The organism is Gelidibacter gilvus (genome assembly GCF_004115975.1).
In the GTDB taxonomy this organism is placed as follows: domain Bacteria; phylum Bacteroidota; class Bacteroidia; order Flavobacteriales; family Flavobacteriaceae; genus Gelidibacter; species Gelidibacter gilvus.
Window position 1 is genome coordinate 253,123 of record NZ_SDDZ01000001.1, and the last position, 17,616, is coordinate 270,738.

Below are 17,616 nucleotides of genomic sequence, written 5' to 3' on the forward strand. Positions count from 1 at the left end.
TTTAATTGATCTCAGACCTAGCAGGTTTTTAAAAGCTTTCAGGTCTAAGTTGAAAACTATTTATTGTGATAATGGATCGATGTATTCACTTTTGCAAATCTTCTAAACATTTCCATGACGCCGCAATATTTTTCTATGGATAAATCGACCGCTTTCTTAATTTTACTTTCATCTAGGTTTTCGCCGTAAAAATGATATTCCACAGAAACCGTATGGTAATATTTTGGATGTTCTTCCGTCAATTGGCCATAAGTATCCATTCTAAAATCTGAAACTGTTACTTTCATCTTATTCAAAACCGAAACCACATCAAGTCCCGAGCATCCTGCAAGTGCAGAAAGCATCATGGCTTTTGGTCGCAATCCAGAATTATACCCACCATTTTCTTCTGAAGTATCCATTAATAAGGTTTTTCCACTTGGATTATCAGATTCAAATTGTGAGTTCCCTTTCCAGTGCGTAATGACTTTATCTTCCATTTTTTATCAATTTAAAATTAGGAAGCAGTCTAAAGTGAGAACAACTTCCAAGGTTATATTCTTTCATCCAAAAATACTATTAAATATCAAGATTATCCCTTTAGAATAAGGCAATAAATTTAACCTGAAAAAGAATATTGGAAAGTTTCCAAGACCATCATGCTGCTATTTTAGAGCTAATGCCGTGTATTCCGGATGCATTAAGTTTATAGGACTAAGGATCATGTCTAATTCCTCCTCAGAAAGCAGCTTTTTTTCAAGAATAAGTTCACGTATGGATCTACCTGTTGCGATGGCCTCTCTCCCAATCAAATCTCCCATATGATGACCGATATAGGGACACAAGAATGTAATAAGCCCCACCGAATTGTACACCATTTCTTTAGTATGAACTTCATTTGCAGTGATTCCCAACACACATTTTTCGGCAAGTGCCACACAGGCGTTAGAGAGTAATTCTATCGATTCAAAAATACAATGCGCAATAACAGGCTCCATGACGTTTAATTGCAATTGCCCAGCTTCTGCAGCAAAAGATATGGTCACATCATTCCCAATAACTTTAAAGCACACTTGATTGACCACTTCAGGAATAACTGGATTGATTTTGGCGGGCATGATAGAAGACCCTGCTTGCATTTCGGGTAGGTTTATTTCATGGAAACCACAACGCGGCCCTGATGACAATAATCGTAAGTCATTGCATATTTTTGACAACTTAACTGCGGTTCTTTTTAATCCACCGGAAATCATCACGTAGTCTCCACAATCAAAAGAGGCTTCAATTAGGTCATCCGCCTCAACAAAACTAGCTTTAGTGAATTTTGCCAAATAGCCAACTGATAGTTTAGAAAATCCATTTGGGGAGTTTACTCGTGTGCCAATTGCAGTCCCACCTAGATTTACTGGCAAGATCACGTCTCTACACATTTTGAGCATTTTTGTTTCCTCTTTCAAATTTGTGGACCATGCCGAAAATTCATCCCCCAAAGACATTGGCACAGCATCTTGCAATTGCGTCCTGCCCATCTTCAATACCTTTTTGAACTCTGTCCCTTTTATGTCCAAACGTGTGGTAAGGATATTAATTTTTTCCAAAAGATGGTTCATATAGTAATATATTGCCACTCTAAGACCGGTAGGATAGGCACAATTGGTAGACTGCGATTTGTTGACATGATCATTTGGATTCAAAATATCATAACGACCTTTCTCATAGCCGTTCATTACCAAAGCCACGTTTGCTATAACTTCATTGGCATTCATATTGACCGAAGTTCCTGCACCTCCCTGAAACACATCCGATGGAAAATATTTTGCGTAGGTCTTTAGATTGTCCAAAATTTCATCACAAGCATTGATGATCATATCTGCCTTTTCTGGTGACACGGTACCAATCTCCCTATTTGCACAGGCAGAAGCTTTTTTAGTAATAATCATCCCTTTTATAAATAAAGGATAATCTAGGATTTTTGATTGTGAAATCTTAAAATTATTGATGGCGCGTTGTGTATGAATACCGTAATAAACATTGTCGTTAATTTCCAATTTACCAAGTAAGTCTTCTTCTATTCTGGTTTTCATAGTATTGTGTTTTATCATCTATTTGATATCGTTTTCGCTTAAAAGCGCAATAATCTTTAACTTACTGATAATCAGGAAGTCAATTGTTTCTATATTTATTTAAAACACTGATTAAAAGCAGATTATATTCATTTTTTTAATCATATTTATAATGATGAAAAATAAATAAAACGCTAAAATTAATGAATTAAGCTCATTACGCAATGCTCGTTTTTAAAAGCAAATGAAGCCTGACAGAGTGAATTTTAGCATTCCTAATTTAGCAATAGTCAAACTGTTGATTTAGAAAATCAGACCGCCTATTATAAGATTTTGACAATTGTCACGCGTTTTATAAGAGTAGATTTAGTGATAATGAAATGAAGACTTTAAACAATGATGGAACTGCACCTATTTATGGAAAGATAAAATCAAAATAAGGATCATATATCTTAGTTATGAGGATGAATGAAACAGAAATTTCAGCAAATAATCTTGTGATTATAAATTTAAATTTGATTGATTTTTTGAAAGCCTCTCCAAAATAATTTCGAATACTCAGTTGCGGAGATGAAATTTCTATTGACTATTATTTCTGATCAGATTCTAGTTTCAGAATAGTATTTATTGATTTTTTCAACTCCGATACCACTTCCTCCTCAAACCAAGGATTCCGCGTCAACCAAAACCGATTGCGAGGCGATGGATGTGGCAAAGGAAAATAATTAGGCAAATATTCCTGATAATCGGCAACGGTTTCGGTCAGGGTTTTCTTGGCGTTTTTCTTCAAATAGTATTTTTGGGCGTACATCCCAATTAAAAGTACCAATTCAACATTCGGCATAAACTCCAGAAGCTGTTCGTGCCATTGTGGGGCGCACTCTGGTCGAGGTGGTAAATCGCCTCCTCTCCCTCTCCCTGGATAACAAAATCCCATTGGCACAATTGCAAAATTATTCTCGTCGTAAAATTCTTCGGCGGTCACACCTAACCATTTCCGCAATTGTTTACCACTGGCATCGTCCCAAGGAATTCCAGAAGCGTGCACCTTGGTTCCTGGCGCTTGACCAATAATCACGATTTTAGAATGTGGGTGTGCAGTCACTACCGGTCTTGGTCCTAGTGGTAAATGAGCTTTACAGAGACTGCAATTTCTAATATTATGAAGTAAATCTTGCATTACAATTTTAGCTCTGTTATTTATTCTCCATCATCTTTTTAAAATCCATGCTATACGAAGGATAGGTCAACATCATCCGTTTAAATTCCTTAACCGTCATTTTATTATAGATTGCAGTTGCAAAAACATTGATACTTTCGTTGGCTTTTGAGCTTAAAATATGAGCGCCCACAATTTCATCGGTTCGTTCATTGACTAAAATTGTGTAAGCATAGGTGTCTTCGTTTTCCTTTTTCGCATTAAACCAATTGCTGCAATCACCTTGATAAATTTTAACGCTCTTATAACGCGCTTTGGCTTCTTCTTCACCATAACCAACTGAGGATAAATTTGGCGTAGTAAATACCGTTGAAGGCACACAAGGCACATCTAAAGTCTTTGACTTCTCCTTAACCACATTGTTCCCCACAATATAACCTTGCAGACCAGAAAGCGGTGTCAGCGATGGAGATTTGTTGGAGACATCACCACAGGCATAAACCTTTGGGTGCGATTTGCTCTGTAAATGATCATTGACCACAATGCCATCCTTATCTGCTTCAATCCCTGCCTTCTCCAGGTCTAAGGTTTCTATGGCTGGAACCCTGCCTGTGGCATTAATCACTTTTCTAGATTTATGGGTCTTTGATTTTCCGTCAACTGAATACGATACTTTTAAATTCTTTTTCAATTTTTGGATCCCAGTGACATCGGCATTAAAAATAAACGCCACTCCTAAATTTTCCATTTTGGTGATTAATTTTTTTACCAAATAGTCATCGAATTTCGCAAGAGAGGTCTTGTCCCTTTCTAGAATAGTCACTTTACAACCCAAAGTTGCCAACATACAGGCAAACTCCATGGCGATATAACCAGACCCAATAAAGGTGATGGACTTTGGAATTTTCTTAAAATTCAGAACATCTTCACTTAATTTCAGGAATTCCTTGCCTTCAATGTCGAGTTCCCTAGGAATATTTCCGGTGGCAATAATAAAATGATCCGCAGAAACCACTTTGCCTTCCACCTCAACTTCAGTTTTACTAATGAAATTTGGCGATTGGTGATACAGTGAAATTCCTAAATCTTTTAGCTTTTGTTCTGTATTTGGCGGAATCGGGTCAGAAAACGACCTTTTAAACTTTTGGACTTTCTTCCAATTCAGTTTTGGCAACTTTTCAACACCTCGTCCTCTTAAATTTCTACTTTGATAGACCAGATGTGAAAATTGAAGTAATATTTTTTTGGAATCGCAACCTCTATTGGCGCAGGTACCTCCAAATTCCCGATTATCAGCAATGGCAACACTCAGGTTGTGTTCCCTGCAAATCTCTGCAGCAGTTTGTCCAGCAATACCACTTCCAATGACAAAAACGTCGTAGTGTTTCTTTTTAGTGTTTTTCATAAGGATTAAGATACCGAAATTTCCGACAAATTATGTTAGGAAAAATCTAAAGTTTAGAAATAAAATCCAAAATGTCCGATAAGGAATTAAGACCGATGCGCTGCTAGAACATAGAACAAAGACGTCAATGATCGATAATATCGGTGTTATTATTTAAAATCTACCTTAACTATGTTTTGATCGTGGTCGTCCTAAAATTCAAAAAGAATTACTCCTTTGGTTTGCCACCAACCACAATCACGATTTCGCCTTTGGGTGGCTTTGCAGTATAATGTTCCAAGACTTCTTTTGCAGTACCTCTAATGGTCTCTTCATAAAGCTTGGTCATCTCCCTAGAAACGGAGACGGGACGGTCTTCACCAAAATACTCGCAAAAATGAGCCAAAGTTTTAATGAGTTTATGTGGACTCTCATAAAAAATTAAAGTTCGGGTTTCTTCAGCTAAAAGCAATAACCGCGTCTGTCTTCCTTTTTTGACGGGTAAAAATCCTTCAAACACAAACTTGTCATTGGGCATGCCGCTATTCACCAACGCTGGAACAAAAGCAGTCGCTCCAGGGAGACAATCCACCTCTATCTGATGCTCAATACAAGCACGTGTCAACAAAAATCCAGGATCAGAAATAGCTGGCGTTCCTGCATCACTAATTAAAGCAACCGTAGTACCAGATTTTATCTTCTGAACCAAAAGCTCCACCGTTTTGTGCTCGTTGTGCATGTGATGGGATTGGGAAGGCGTTGCAATTTCATAATGCTTTAAGAGTTTGCCGGAAGTGCGTGTGTCCTCTGCCAAAATTAAATCGACTTCTTTTAAAACCTCAACCGCCCTAAAAGTCATGTCCTTCAAATTGCCTATGGGCGTGGGAACGATGTATAATTTACTCATTAATTAATCAAACTTTCCTTCTATAATCTTCATAAATCGATCTTCAACATCTTCTTTCCCCAGCCAATTATTATAATCCGGTTTGACAATGTTTTGGATTAAATTTATTGCTTCATCTAAAGAACTTGAGGTATTGATTTGAGAAAGCACACGATCATAATCTTCTCGTTGGCCATCAAAAAGATGTTTTATAAATGCTATTTTATCATTAAGGCCAATATTGATTCCGTTTTTAAGTTTGTCATTTAAGGATTTTTTCAACTTCTCATTTGAATTTGGAACAGGATCAAAAACTGGCATGTTTTTAAAACCAGCAGTCAATTCCTCAAAATCGTCCTTATCTTCTAGTTCATCTTCTGGTATTTCAGGAAGTGATTGTTGGATAAATGCATCTATTTGGTGTGTCTCATGGGGCATTTGAGCTACCATGTCCTTAATTTTCTCCATGACGGGCTCCATAATACCGTCATCTTCTACTTCGTCGAGGTTGACATAAATTTTGTCATCACGTTCAATATTATCACTTATTTTATTGTTAAAGGCCACATCCAACATCTCAAAGAATGACGAATCAACGCCAATAGTAGGCATATTTTGTTCTAAATTTTCATTGGCAAATTTCAAAACACTCAATTTTTCATATAGCAGCCCCACTTCACGGTGCATTTCCTTAACATTCTCCCTTCCTTTTAATTTTAGAATGCGATGTGCAATACTCATTAATTCAGACTCCAACTTCTTCTTCATAACTTTTAACTTTAATTCTAATTTATGCTTTTGATTTTTGGTAAATTTGCGCCACCTTTATATCAAACGAAGGTAGGCTTTGTTTTAGTGTTAAAATTACGAAATGTTTCTTGAAAATACAGTAAATCCTAAAGAACAATTTGGGTGGATTGAGGTTATTTGCGGCTCTATGTTCTCTGGTAAGACTGAAGAATTGATCAGGCGTCTTAAGCGCGCCCAATTTGCAAAACAAAAAGTTGAAATCTTCAAACCCACCGTTGATGTGCGTTATGATGAAGGCATGGTCATATCTCATGACGCCAATGAAATTCGCTCAACTCCGGTACCTGCAGCCGCTAATATTCCCATTTTGGCTGACGGTTGTGATGTGGTCGGGATTGACGAAGCACAATTTTTTGACGATGAAATCATTCGGGTTTGTAATGACTTAGCCAATAAAGGTGTCAGAGTGATAGTTGCCGGATTGGATATGGATTTTAAAGGGAATCCGTTTGGTCCTATGCCATATTTAATGGCCACTGCCGAGTATGTTACTAAAGTCCACGCCATTTGCACACGTACAGGAAACTTAGCACAATACAGCTACAGAAAAGCCCAAAGTGATGCTTTGGTACTTTTAGGAGAGGTGGATGAATATGAACCCTTGAGCCGTGGTGCTTTTTACAAAGCCATGTTAAATGACAAAATAAGAGGGATGAAGGTCAACGATGCCTTAGAACTCAATGAAAAATCGAAAAATCCCAATGCCTAAAACGCAAGAAACCACTCTCGAAATTGATCTTTCAGCCTTAAAGCATAATTTTCAATATCTCAAATCCAAACTCCAAAAAAACACCAAATTTCTCGCCGTAGTTAAAGCATTTGCATACGGTCATGACGCTGATCAAATCGCGCTTCATCTGCAAAATTTGGATGTTGATTATTTTGCAGTGGCCTATACCAATGAAGGCGTCGCGCTAAGAGATGCAGGTATTACAAAACCAATTTTGGTGTTGCATCCTTTGCCTGTTGGTTTTAGCACCATTATAGACAGATGTTTGGAACCCAGCATTTATAACAATAAAGTGCTCAATGCCTTCGTACAGATCGCTGCTGAAAAAAACCAAAAAGACTATCCCATACATTTAAAGTTTAATACCGGACTAAACCGATTGGGTTTTTCTGAAAACGAGGTGGAAGACATTTATTCAAAGCTAAACGCATCGAATGCCGTCAGCGTGAAATCGATTTTTTCTCATTTGGCAGCAAGTGAAGATCCATCCGAAAAGGAATTTATGATGCATCAAATAAATTCCTTTAAAAGCATATCAGAAAAATTTAAATCGTTTTTTGGTTATCAACCTATGCTCCATATGTGCAATACTTCCGGAATATTGAACTATCCCGATGCCCAGTTTGATATGGTACGAAGTGGGATAGGTTTATATGGTTTTGGAAATTCAGAAATGGAAAATAAATATTTTAAACCCATTGCTTCGCTTAAATCGGTTATTTCTCAAATACATGACATAGAAGAAGGCGAAACTGTAGGTTATAATCGCGCTTATAAAAGCAAGTCTTCTATGAGAACGGCAACAATTCCCATTGGCCATGCTGACGGAATTGGAAGACCCTACGGTAATGAAAAAGGATTTGTGATCATTGCGGGGAAAAAAGCGTCGATTGTAGGAAATGTTTGCATGGACATGATTATGGTAAATATCACCGGAATAGCGTGCGAAGAAGGTGATGAAGTCATAATATTTGACGCTTCAAACACCGCCGACGAATTGGCGCATTCTGCAAACACAATTTCTTACGAATTGATTACGGCAATTTCACAACGTGTCAAACGGACGATCAAAAAATAAATTCCATCAGAAATTAAACAGTTGTATATTTTTCTTATTTTCGTTACTTAATAACTAACTTAATAATTCAATAATTATGTGGAAAGAATTTAAAGATTTTATCATGACGGGTAACGTCATAGATTTGGCCGTAGCAGTTTTACTTGCTGGAGCTGTTGGTTTGGTTGTCAATGGTTTTGTAAGTGACATCATGATGCCTATTGTAGGTTATTTCTCTGGAGGTGTCGATTTTGCGGACATGTTCTATGCTTTAGATGGAAAAACTTATGAATCTTTAGCGGTTGCAACCGAAGCTGGCGCAGCAGTAATTGCTTATGGAAAATGGATCAACTCCATCATCAATTTATTGATTGTTGGTTTTGTATTATTCATGATCGTCAAAGCATATGCTAAAGTAAGAGCTAAAAAAGTAGAAGAGCCTGCAGCTCCTGCTGGACCAACTGAAATTGATTTATTGAAAGAAATCAGAGATGCTTTAAAAAAATAATTCCGCTACACCCATATTCTAACTTTAACCCGATTCACACAATGAATCGGGTTCTTTTTTTATTAAATCTTCTTAAAACACATTGAATAAATGGTTACTTTAGCGACTTAAATTTTTTTAATTATGAAAGTAGCTGTTGTTGGCGCCACAGGTATGGTTGGCGAAGTGCTGTTAAAAATCCTTGAAGAACGAAATTTTCCTTTTACGGAATTGATGCTCGTAGCATCAGAAAGGTCTGTTGGGAAAGAAATTACCTTTAAAAACGAAACTCACAAAGTTATAGGTTTGGCAGAGGCGGTCTCAAAAAGACCAGATATTGCCTTCTTTTCTGCAGGAGGAAATACGTCCTTAGAATGGGCTCCAAAATTTGAAGAAGTTGGCACTACGGTCATTGATAATTCTTCGGCCTGGCGAATGGATCCTTCAAAAAAATTGATCGTTCCAGAAATCAATGCCCATCAACTTACAAAAGACGATAAAATAATTGCCAATCCAAACTGTTCAACCACTCAGATGGTGATGGTCTTGGCACCACTCCACAAAAAATATAAAATCAAAAGAATCGTTGTTTCTACCTACCAATCCATTACGGGAACTGGTGTGAAAGCGGTAAAACAATTAGAGAATGAGTTGGCCGGGATTAAGGGCGAAATGGCCTATCCCTATCCAATAAATAAAAACGTTATTCCGCATTGCGACGTCTTTGAAGAAAACGGATACACCAAAGAAGAAATGAAATTGGTCAGGGAAACCCAAAAAATCCTAAACGACCGTTCTATCGCAGTCACTGCAACTGCCGTAAGAGTTCCTACTCAAGGTGGCCATAGCGAAGCGGTGAACATTGAATTTGAAAAGGATTTTGATGTTTCTGAAATTCGCAAACTGCTAAGCCAAACTTCTGGGGTTGTGGTTCAGGACAATCTTGATGTCAATACCTATCCAATGCCCATTTATGCCAATGGAAAAGACGATGTTTTTGTTGGACGCATCAGACGTGACGAATCTCAACCAAACACTCTAAATCTATGGATCGTTAGTGACAACTTAAGAAAAGGGGCCGCAACAAATACCATTCAGATTGCGGAGTATTTGATTGATAAAAATCTGATTTAAACAGATAATTCATTAAATATAGAAAATTTGTCCATCGATAGATTTCTTAACATAATATTAAAAAAGCTCTTACATCCGATTGTAGGGGCTTTTTTGTTTATTTTTGGAACACAACTTTTAACATGTTTACTTTTATGAGAAATTTAGCGCTTGCCATGGTAGTTTTAACAACGATTACCGCCTGTAAAAACGAAAATGAACTTAAAAAATCCAATGTAATTGCCGTGACTTATCCTGAAACCAAAACGGTAGATACCGTTGACACTTATTTTGGAGAACAAGTAAAAGATCCGTACCGCTGGCTCGAAGATGATAGAAGCGAAGAAACCGGCGCCTGGGTAAAAGCCCAAAATGAAGTAACTGCCAATTATTTAGAGCAAATCCCATATCGCCAAGAACTAAAAGAGCGCTTGGAAGAAATTTGGAATTACGAAAAAGTAGGTGCTCCTTTCATCGAAGGTGATTATACCTATTATTATAAAAATGACGGTTTGCAAAACCAATCAGTTATTTACAGAAAGAAAACCGGAGAAGATAACGAAGAGGTCTTTTTAGATCCAAATACCTTCAGTAAAGACGGGACCATTTCTTTAGGTGGTCTTAATTTCTCCAAAAGCGGGAAACTTGCTGCCTATGCTATTTCTGAAGGTGGAAGTGATTGGCGAAAAGTTATCGTTATGGATGTCGAGTCCAAAAAGCAAATTGAAGACACAATTGTAGATGTCAAATTTAGTGGCATTTCATGGAAAAACAATGAAGGCTTCTACTATTCAAGCTATGACAAGCCAAAAGGAAGTGAGCTTTCAGCTAAAACAGACCAACATAAACTCTTTTATCACAAATTAGGAACGTCACAGAAACAAGACCAATTAATCTATGGTGGTACAGAAGCACAAAAACACCGTTATGTTAGTGGTAGTGTTACTGAAGACGGAAACTACCTATTCATCTACCCAAGAAACTCAACTTCTGGAACAAAATTATTAATGCAGGACTTATCAAAACCAAATAGCAAAATGATTACCATTTTGGATACTTCTGATAGTGATACTGGAGTCATTGAAAACGTTGGAAGTAAACTCTATTTAATTACCAATAGAAATGCTCCCAACCAAAAGGTGGTTACTGTAGATGCTTCAAATCCGAATCCAGAAAACTGGAAGGATTTTATTCCTGAAACAGAAAATGTATTACGTGCTTCTACCGGTAGTGGTTATGTATTTGCGAGCTATATGGTGGATGCGGTTTCTAAAGTAATGCAATACGACTATGATGGAAAACTGGTTAGGGAAATCAAACTCCCGGGCGTTGGAAGTGCTGGCGGTTTTGGAGGTAAGAAAGAAGATGCGATTGTTTACTATTCATTTTCCAATTATATCACCCCAAGTACTATTTACACTTTAGATCCTAAAACTGGGAATTCTGAAGTTTATATTAAACCTGGAATTAAATTTAATGCTGACGATTTTGAAAGCAAACAAGTGTTTTACACTTCAAAAGACGGCACGAAAGTACCAATGATTATTTCTTATAAAAAAGGCGTCGAACTAAACGGTAAAAACCCGACCATTCTATATAGTTACGGTGGATTCAATATTTCAATGACACCTTCTTTCAGTATTGCCAACGCTGTTTGGATGGAACAAGGCGGTATTTATGCTGTGCCTAACATTCGTGGTGGTGGAGAATATGGTAAAAAATGGCATGATGCGGGTACCAAATTGGAAAAGCAGAATGTGTTTGACGATTTTATCGCTGCCGCAGAATACCTGATTGATAACAAATACACATCATCAGATTATTTAGCCATCAGAGGTGGTTCAAATGGCGGACTTTTAGTTGGCGCAGTCATGACGCAACGTCCAGATTTAGTAAAAGTAGCCATCCCTGCAGTTGGGGTTTTAGATATGTTGCGTTACCATACATTCACATCAGGAGCTGGGTGGGCGTATGATTATGGAACCTCTGAGGACAACAAGGAGATGTTTGACTACCTAAAAGGCTATTCTCCTATCCATAACGTCAAAGAAGGCGTAGAATACCCTGCAACGATGATCACAACTGGAGATCATGATGACCGAGTGGTTCCTGCACATAGTTTTAAATTTGCTGCAGAATTGCAAAGTAAACAAACAGGTACCAATCCAACATTAATTAGAATTGAAACGGATGCCGGACATGGCGCTGGAACTCCTGTGAGTAAAACGATAGAGCAATACGCCGATGTTTTCGGATTTACGCTTTATAATATGGGCTATAAAGTGCTTCCAAATAAAACCAAATCAAACATAAAAGGATAACTAATTTAGAGTTGATTTTCAGACCTGTCAGGTTTTAAAAACCTGACAGGTCTCTTTATAAAATACAGATGCTAAACGTCCAAAACATTACCTTCTCTTACACTAAAAAAAGCGCAGATACTCCTGTGCTCAATAATCTTAACTTTTCAGTAAATAGAGGAGAACACGTTTCTATTATTGGAGAAAGTGGCTCAGGAAAATCGACACTATTAAAAGTGATTTATGGAGAATATGACTTAAATGAAGGTCAAATTTTCTGGGATGATACGGAAATCTTAGGCCCAAAATACAATCTTGTGGTGGGCTATGATTTCATGAAAAATGTTGCCCAAGAATTTGACTTGATGCCATTCATAACAGTTGAAGAAAATATTGGCAAACATCTGTCCAATTTCTTTCCAAAAGAAAAAAAAGAACGCGTTCAGGAGCTTTTGGAAGTGGTCGAATTAGAAGACTTTGCTAAAACCAAAGTTAAGACTTTAAGTGGTGGACAAAAGCAACGCGTGGCTTTGGCAAGAGCTCTGGCTAATCAGCCGGAGATCATCTTATTAGACGAACCTTTTAGCCATATTGATAACTTTCATAAACAATCCTTGCGCAGAAGCGTGTTTAACTATTTAAAAGAAAAAAATATCGCTTGCATTGTGGCTACTCATGATAGTGAAGACGTATTGGCTTATGCTGACAGAATGATTGTCTTGCACGATTCGAAAATCATCGCTAACAAATCGCCTCAAGAACTTTACAAAAACCCACAAATACCTTTAACGGCATCATTTTTCGGCGAATTTAATCTCATCAATGATCAAATCATCTACGCGCATCAACTTCAAAGGGTTGAAAAATCTGATTTAAAAATAAAGGTTTACCGCAATTATTTCAAAGGCCATTATTATTTAATTGAGGGACGTACAGATGATGATATTATATTTTTTGAGAATGATTCTCCACTTGATTTGAATCAAGAAATCTGCCTAAAGGTTGCTAAATAGAGATTGGTTAAAACTGATTCCTGTAAAAATATCTACTTGACTTTTAACTAAATCCGAAAAACTACAGGATTGAAATTGATTTTAAATGGTTGTCATCGGCCAACAAAGATATCAATGCATAAGACAACAGATGGACAAACAATTCGAAATAAGGGACGCCTAAAATATCCTATGGGATTAACAGAACTGGAGATTCGTAGAATAAGGCATTTTATAAGATAAATAGAGAGTGAGGTCTTTAAAATATGTTTTCAATCACAAACTTGCTATCCCGAAAAACAACGACATCTCCAATTCCTTTCCCCATCAACAGCAATCCCATAGGTGTATTTGGAGAAATTGCAAAGAACGATTGCGAGTTAGCTGTCATTTGACCTGCACTTATCGCCAAATAATAATTAGCATTTGAAGTCATCACCACACTTCCTAAACCTACAATTTCAGAATGCTTTGTCACATCAATTTTAGACAAAGCTTCTTTAAGAATTTCTACTTCAGCTAATTGTTGACCAACTTTTTCACGTTCCAATTGTAACATCGCCCTGCCAGTTTCGTGTTTATCACCGGCACTACTTTTGGTCTCCGAAGTCAAGGATTCCTGAATCTCATTGATTTGAATTTGGATTTTTGAATAACGATCTTCAACAAAATTGACACATTGCGCATAAAGATGTTGCTTTATATGGGGATCATTTTTCATCCTTCTTATTATAATTTAAAGCACCGTGAAAACTCATCTGTTTCATGACCCACAATTTGCGACCGGCAATATAGTTTGTTGGCGGATTGGCACGATATTTTAGTGGACGGGGCAAAATAGCGGCAATGGCGGCAGCCTCGCTTTTGCTCAACTTTGAAGCCGATTTTTTAAACCAATATTGAGATGCTGCTTCAGCACCATAAATTCCGTTACCCATTTCAATACTGTTTAAATAAACCTCCATAATGCGTTCCTTGGACCAAATCAATTCGATCCAAAACGTGACATAGGTTTCCATTCCTTTTCTAGCCCAACTGCGCTGTGGCCATAGAAATACATTTTTTGCAACCTGTTGGCTGATGGTGCTCGCACCTCTTACTCGTTTCCCTTTTTGATTGTTATCAAAAGCCTTTTCAATGGCTTTCATGTCAAACCCCTTGTGCTTTAAAAAATTCTGGTCTTCACTGCAAATAACCGCCAATTGTAAATTTTTAGAAATCTCCTCAATTGGCACCCAATCGTGTTTCCAAACGGTTTCTTTTTTGGCTTCTTTCTGTTCAAAATACCTAATGACCATCAAAGGTGTCGCCGGTACAGGCACCCATTTGAACACAACCACTCCAATTATTGGAATGACCAACAGCCATAAGACCAATTTGAAAAGAAATTTAAATACTTTTTTCATGAATTATTCTATTTAAAGCTACATACAGGTTGTTGGAAACTCAGCGAATTAATCCACCAAATCAGCCAATTCCCTACCTACATGACTACCAATGGCAATCCCCATACCTCCAAGCCTTACGCCACAAAACACGCGATTGCTCAACTGTTTTATAATCGGTTGTTTTGTAACGCCTACACCCATGATGCCACTCCATCTGTGTTCGATTTCAAAAGACGTCTTGGGTAAAATTGTGGTTTTCAAAAGTTCTTCCAATTTATTTTGAATGATTTCGGTCTGTACCATTTCAGTGGTTTCTTCGGTTTTGAAATCGAGATTGCGACCGCCGCCCAATAAAATTCGCGAGTCAATATTACGAAAATAATAGAACCCTTTATCGAGATGGAATGTTCCTTTAATTTTTAAATTTTGAATCGGTTTTGTGATTAAAACTTGTGCTCTAGCTGGTTTCACTTCAGCATCTATCAGTTTTGATGCGAATCCATTCGTACAAATTAGCAACTGATTCGTTTTAAATTCAAATTTATCTGTTTCGATTTGTACGTTTCCATTTAATTCTTTAAAACGCTCTACAGAAACTGCATTAAGGATTAGAATGCCTTTGCTTAACGCCAAATCGGTTAAGGATCGCATCATCTTTCCAGTGTCAATTTGACCTTCAAATGGTGTAAAACTAAGTTGTTTTTGAATGTTTTCAAAGTTGAAAGGATTGTCTTTGATTTGAAAAACATCATCCTTAAAATGTGGCTTTAGGAGTGCATTAACTTTATCCATATGAGACATGCAATAATCATAGCCTTCATGATCGTGTTGATCAAATAATTCATAGCCGCCATTCTGTTGGTAGTCGATGGCCTTATCAGATAATGTTTTGCGTAACAATGATAGACCTTTACTTCGTTTCTCTATCAGTTGGATTACTTCATCTTCAGAATGTGTATTGAGATCATCTAAAATCTCACTAAGACTTCCAAAACAAGCGAAGCCAGCATTTTTTGTGCTTGCTCCCTGTGGTAAATAGCCTCTCTCAAGAATGACAATAGTAGCTTTTGGAAACCGCTCCTTCAACCGTAAAGCGCAATTGAGCCCAACAATGCCGCTACCAATAATGGTGTAGTCAATATTGGAGAGGTAACTTTTTATTTCCCAATAGGAAAGGTTCATTTTTATCTGGTTTTGGGGTATAAAAGTAAGAATTATAAACTCGTCCTATAAAAATCATTATGGTTTTTAAATACGGATTCCCGTTATATAAAAATGATATAGGCATAAAAAAACTCCGAAATTTCTTTCGGAGTCTGTATTGTTAGTCTTCAACTGGAGCTTCCATTTTAAAGCTTTCCATAAATTTAGTGGTATAATTACCAGCCAAATAATCTGGATGATCCATCAATTGTCGATGGAATGGAATTGTAGTCTTAATACCTTCTATTACGAATTCGTCCAAAGCACGTTTCATCTTACTGATGGCCTCATCACGTGTTTGCGCAGTGGTGATCAACTTAGCAATCATAGAATCATAATTTGGTGGAATCGTATAGCCTGAGTACACATGTGTATCCAAACGCACACCGTGACCACCTGGGGCGTGAAGCGTAGTTATTTTTCCTGGGGAAGGTCTAAAATCATTATATGGATCTTCCGCATTGATTCGACATTCAATAGAATGTAATTTTGGTGTATAGTTTTTACCGGAAATCGGTACTCCTGCAGCCACAAGAATCTGTTCTCTGATCAAGTCAAAATCAATCACTTGCTCAGTGATAGGATGCTCCACCTGAATACGGGTATTCATCTCCATAAAATAGAAATTTCGATGTTTGTCTACCAAAAATTCTATTGTTCCTGCACCTTCATACTTAATGTATTCTGCAGCTCTAACTGCTGCCAATCCCATTTCATTTCGAAGTTCATCAGTCATAAATGGTGATGGGGTTTCTTCAGTCAGTTTTTGGTGACGACGTTGAATTGAACAATCACGTTCTGATAAATGACAGGCTCTTCCTGTAGAATCCCCAACAATTTGTATTTCGATATGTCGTGGTTCTTCAATAAGTTTTTCGAGGTACATCGCATCATTACCAAAAGCAGCTCTCGCCTCATGACGTGCAGAATCCCAAGCATCTTTAAGTTTTTCCAATTTCCAAACGGCACGCATCCCTTTTCCGCCACCGCCTGCTGTGGCCTTTATCATAACAGGAAAGCCCATTTCAATTGACAGTTTTTCGGTTTGCTCGTAGGATTCCAAGATGCCATCACTTCCTGGCACACAAGGAACACCCGCTTTTTTCATGGTCGCTTTGGCAGAAGCCTTATCGCCCATTTTCTCGATCATTTCTGGAGAAGCGCCAATAAACTTTATATTGTGCTCTTCGCATATTCTCGAAAACTTAGCGTTTTCCGACAAAAATCCGTAACCAGGATGAATGGCGTCAGCGTTAGTAATCTCTGCTGCCGCAATAATATTGGACATTTTTAGATACGACTCACTACTTGGTGGTGGTCCGATACATACCGCTTCATCCGCAAATTTGACGTGCAAACTTTCGGCATCTGCAGTAGAATAAACAGCCACTGTTTTAATGCCCATTTCCTTACAGGTTCTGATAACGCGCAATGCTATTTCACCTCTATTGGCTATTAATATTTTTTTAAACATAACATTTCAAATTAAAAATTTCAAATTCCAATCACCAAATTCCAAGTATTGGATTTTGAGATTTGTCTATTGGAATTTTCATTTGGTTATGATGGATCTACTAAGAATAATGGTTGATCAAATTCAACCGGAGAAGAATCGTCAACTAATATTTTAATAATTTTCCCTGAAACTTCAGATTCAATTTCGTTGAATAATTTCATGGCTTCAATCACGCACAAGACATCACCCTCTTTAATGGTTTTACCTACTTCAACAAACATTGGTTTGTCTGGAGAAGGCTTGCGATAAAACGTTCCAATAATTGGCGATTTAATGGTAATAAACTTTGAATTTTCATCAACAGCAGGAGCTGCAATTGCTTGCGGTGCAACCTGTGGTGCCTGAGCTTGTGCAACAGGAGCTGGACCCATTGGAATTTGTTGCACATAAGTTGTGGATTCTCCTCTATCTTCACTACCTGTTTTAATGGTAATTTTGATATCATCCATCTCCAATTTAACCTCACTTGCGCCAGATTTGGCAACAAACTTGATTAAGTTTTGAATTTCTTTTATATCCATAATAATTAGAATTTAAATATTTAAAGAT

At 37.4% G+C, this 17,616-nt stretch carries 17 protein-coding genes; 6 read left to right on the forward strand and 11 right to left on the reverse strand.

Features of this window, described 5'->3' with window-relative positions:
- Positions 1-56 precede the first annotated feature (56 nt).
- The 6 genes from ESZ48_RS01105 to ESZ48_RS01130 form a co-directional block, all read right to left on the reverse strand.
- Entirely contained in the window at positions 57-479 is a 423-nt protein-coding gene (locus ESZ48_RS01105) for an OsmC family protein (RefSeq protein WP_129015463.1), read from the reverse strand.
- Positions 480-644: 165 nt separating this feature from the next.
- Complete coding sequence (locus tag ESZ48_RS01110) at positions 645-2,063, reverse strand: aspartate ammonia-lyase (protein ID WP_223266322.1); 1,419 nt, start codon at positions 2,061-2,063, stop codon at positions 645-647.
- A gap of 568 nt (positions 2,064-2,631) precedes the next feature.
- On the reverse strand, positions 2,632-3,222 hold the full coding sequence (locus tag ESZ48_RS01115) for a uracil-DNA glycosylase family protein (protein WP_129015465.1): 591 nt from the start codon (positions 3,220-3,222) through the stop codon (positions 2,632-2,634).
- A 16-nt stretch (positions 3,223-3,238) separates the two neighbouring features.
- The gene (locus tag ESZ48_RS01120) at positions 3,239-4,606 is read right to left on the reverse strand and encodes a dihydrolipoyl dehydrogenase family protein (RefSeq protein ID WP_129015466.1); all 1,368 of its coding nucleotides are present in this window, start codon (positions 4,604-4,606) and stop codon (positions 3,239-3,241) included.
- A gap of 208 nt (positions 4,607-4,814) precedes the next feature.
- The gene (rsmI, locus tag ESZ48_RS01125) at positions 4,815-5,492 is read right to left on the reverse strand and encodes a 16S rRNA (cytidine(1402)-2'-O)-methyltransferase (protein ID WP_129015467.1); all 678 of its coding nucleotides are present in this window, start codon (positions 5,490-5,492) and stop codon (positions 4,815-4,817) included.
- A 3-nt stretch (positions 5,493-5,495) separates the two neighbouring features.
- Complete coding sequence (locus ESZ48_RS01130) at positions 5,496-6,239, reverse strand: hypothetical protein (protein ID WP_129015468.1); 744 nt, start codon at positions 6,237-6,239, stop codon at positions 5,496-5,498.
- Positions 6,240-6,342: 103 nt separating this feature from the next.
- Between ESZ48_RS01130 and ESZ48_RS01135 the strand changes: the two genes are divergently transcribed.
- From ESZ48_RS01135 to ESZ48_RS01160, 6 genes are all read left to right on the forward strand, one after another.
- Entirely contained in the window at positions 6,343-6,990 is a 648-nt protein-coding gene (locus tag ESZ48_RS01135; protein ID WP_129015469.1) for a thymidine kinase, read from the forward strand.
- The gene (alr, locus tag ESZ48_RS01140; RefSeq protein WP_129016036.1) at positions 6,983-8,089 is read left to right on the forward strand and encodes an alanine racemase; all 1,107 of its coding nucleotides are present in this window, start codon (positions 6,983-6,985) and stop codon (positions 8,087-8,089) included. Before ESZ48_RS01135 ends, alr begins: the two co-directional genes overlap by 8 nt.
- Positions 8,090-8,165: 76 nt before the next feature.
- Positions 8,166-8,576, forward strand: a complete 411-nt coding sequence (gene mscL, locus ESZ48_RS01145; protein ID WP_129015470.1) for a large conductance mechanosensitive channel protein MscL — start codon at positions 8,166-8,168, stop codon at positions 8,574-8,576.
- A 123-nt stretch (positions 8,577-8,699) separates the two neighbouring features.
- On the forward strand, positions 8,700-9,689 hold the full coding sequence (locus ESZ48_RS01150; protein WP_129015471.1) for an aspartate-semialdehyde dehydrogenase: 990 nt from the start codon (positions 8,700-8,702) through the stop codon (positions 9,687-9,689).
- A 134-nt stretch (positions 9,690-9,823) separates the two neighbouring features.
- The gene (locus ESZ48_RS01155) at positions 9,824-11,989 is read left to right on the forward strand and encodes a prolyl oligopeptidase family serine peptidase (protein WP_129015472.1); all 2,166 of its coding nucleotides are present in this window, start codon (positions 9,824-9,826) and stop codon (positions 11,987-11,989) included.
- 68 nt (positions 11,990-12,057) lie between these two features.
- Positions 12,058-12,981, forward strand: a complete 924-nt coding sequence (locus tag ESZ48_RS01160; protein ID WP_129015473.1) for an ABC transporter ATP-binding protein — start codon at positions 12,058-12,060, stop codon at positions 12,979-12,981.
- A gap of 238 nt (positions 12,982-13,219) precedes the next feature.
- Here ESZ48_RS01160 and ESZ48_RS01165 read toward each other — a convergent pair whose 3' ends face one another.
- The 5 genes from ESZ48_RS01165 to accB form a co-directional block, all read right to left on the reverse strand.
- Entirely contained in the window at positions 13,220-13,681 is a 462-nt protein-coding gene (locus ESZ48_RS01165; RefSeq protein WP_129015474.1) for a 3-oxoacyl-ACP synthase, read from the reverse strand.
- A complete protein-coding gene (mtgA, locus tag ESZ48_RS01170; RefSeq protein ID WP_129015475.1) occupies positions 13,671-14,366 on the reverse strand; it encodes a monofunctional biosynthetic peptidoglycan transglycosylase in 696 nt (231 codons plus the stop codon). The genes ESZ48_RS01165 and mtgA overlap by 11 nt, the downstream gene beginning before the upstream one ends.
- A 48-nt stretch (positions 14,367-14,414) precedes the next feature.
- Positions 14,415-15,530 carry an NAD(P)/FAD-dependent oxidoreductase gene (locus ESZ48_RS01175; RefSeq protein WP_129015476.1) on the reverse strand — a complete coding sequence of 372 codons (1,116 nt, stop codon included), beginning with the start codon at positions 15,528-15,530 and terminating at the stop codon, positions 14,415-14,417.
- Positions 15,531-15,672: 142 nt separating this feature from the next.
- Complete coding sequence (accC, locus tag ESZ48_RS01180) at positions 15,673-17,025, reverse strand: acetyl-CoA carboxylase biotin carboxylase subunit (protein WP_129015477.1); 1,353 nt, start codon at positions 17,023-17,025, stop codon at positions 15,673-15,675.
- 86 nt (positions 17,026-17,111) lie between these two features.
- A complete protein-coding gene (gene accB / locus ESZ48_RS01185) occupies positions 17,112-17,588 on the reverse strand; it encodes an acetyl-CoA carboxylase biotin carboxyl carrier protein (RefSeq protein WP_129015478.1) in 477 nt (158 codons plus the stop codon).
- Positions 17,589-17,616: the final 28 nt, after the last annotated feature.

What these genes read in the sequence shown, in the direction of transcription:
- ESZ48_RS01135 (WP_129015469.1), top strand. Translation starts at nt 6,343, where the DNA reads ATGTTTCTTGAAAATACAGTAAATCCTAAAGAACAATTTGGGTGGATT.
- rsmI (WP_129015467.1), bottom strand. Translation starts at nt 5,492, where the DNA reads ATGAGTAAATTATACATCGTTCCCACGCCCATAGGCAATTTGAAGGAC.
- ESZ48_RS01160 (WP_129015473.1), top strand. Translation starts at nt 12,058, where the DNA reads ATGCTAAACGTCCAAAACATTACCTTCTCTTACACTAAAAAAAGCGCA.
- alr (WP_129016036.1), top strand. Translation starts at nt 6,983, where the DNA reads ATGCCTAAAACGCAAGAAACCACTCTCGAAATTGATCTTTCAGCCTTA.
- accC (WP_129015477.1), bottom strand. Translation starts at nt 17,025, where the DNA reads ATGTTTAAAAAAATATTAATAGCCAATAGAGGTGAAATAGCATTGCGC.
- ESZ48_RS01110 (WP_223266322.1), bottom strand. Translation starts at nt 2,063, where the DNA reads ATGAAAACCAGAATAGAAGAAGACTTACTTGGTAAATTGGAAATTAAC.
- ESZ48_RS01155 (WP_129015472.1), top strand. Translation starts at nt 9,824, where the DNA reads ATGAGAAATTTAGCGCTTGCCATGGTAGTTTTAACAACGATTACCGCC.
- mscL (WP_129015470.1), top strand. Translation starts at nt 8,166, where the DNA reads ATGTGGAAAGAATTTAAAGATTTTATCATGACGGGTAACGTCATAGAT.
- ESZ48_RS01120 (WP_129015466.1), bottom strand. Translation starts at nt 4,606, where the DNA reads ATGAAAAACACTAAAAAGAAACACTACGACGTTTTTGTCATTGGAAGT.
- ESZ48_RS01115 (WP_129015465.1), bottom strand. Translation starts at nt 3,222, where the DNA reads ATGCAAGATTTACTTCATAATATTAGAAATTGCAGTCTCTGTAAAGCT.
- ESZ48_RS01150 (WP_129015471.1), top strand. Translation starts at nt 8,700, where the DNA reads ATGAAAGTAGCTGTTGTTGGCGCCACAGGTATGGTTGGCGAAGTGCTG.
- accB (WP_129015478.1), bottom strand. Translation starts at nt 17,588, where the DNA reads ATGGATATAAAAGAAATTCAAAACTTAATCAAGTTTGTTGCCAAATCT.
- ESZ48_RS01105 (WP_129015463.1), bottom strand. Translation starts at nt 479, where the DNA reads ATGGAAGATAAAGTCATTACGCACTGGAAAGGGAACTCACAATTTGAA.
- ESZ48_RS01165 (WP_129015474.1), bottom strand. Translation starts at nt 13,681, where the DNA reads ATGAAAAATGATCCCCATATAAAGCAACATCTTTATGCGCAATGTGTC.
- ESZ48_RS01175 (WP_129015476.1), bottom strand. Translation starts at nt 15,530, where the DNA reads ATGAACCTTTCCTATTGGGAAATAAAAAGTTACCTCTCCAATATTGAC.
- mtgA (WP_129015475.1), bottom strand. Translation starts at nt 14,366, where the DNA reads ATGAAAAAAGTATTTAAATTTCTTTTCAAATTGGTCTTATGGCTGTTG.
- ESZ48_RS01130 (WP_129015468.1), bottom strand. Translation starts at nt 6,239, where the DNA reads ATGAAGAAGAAGTTGGAGTCTGAATTAATGAGTATTGCACATCGCATT.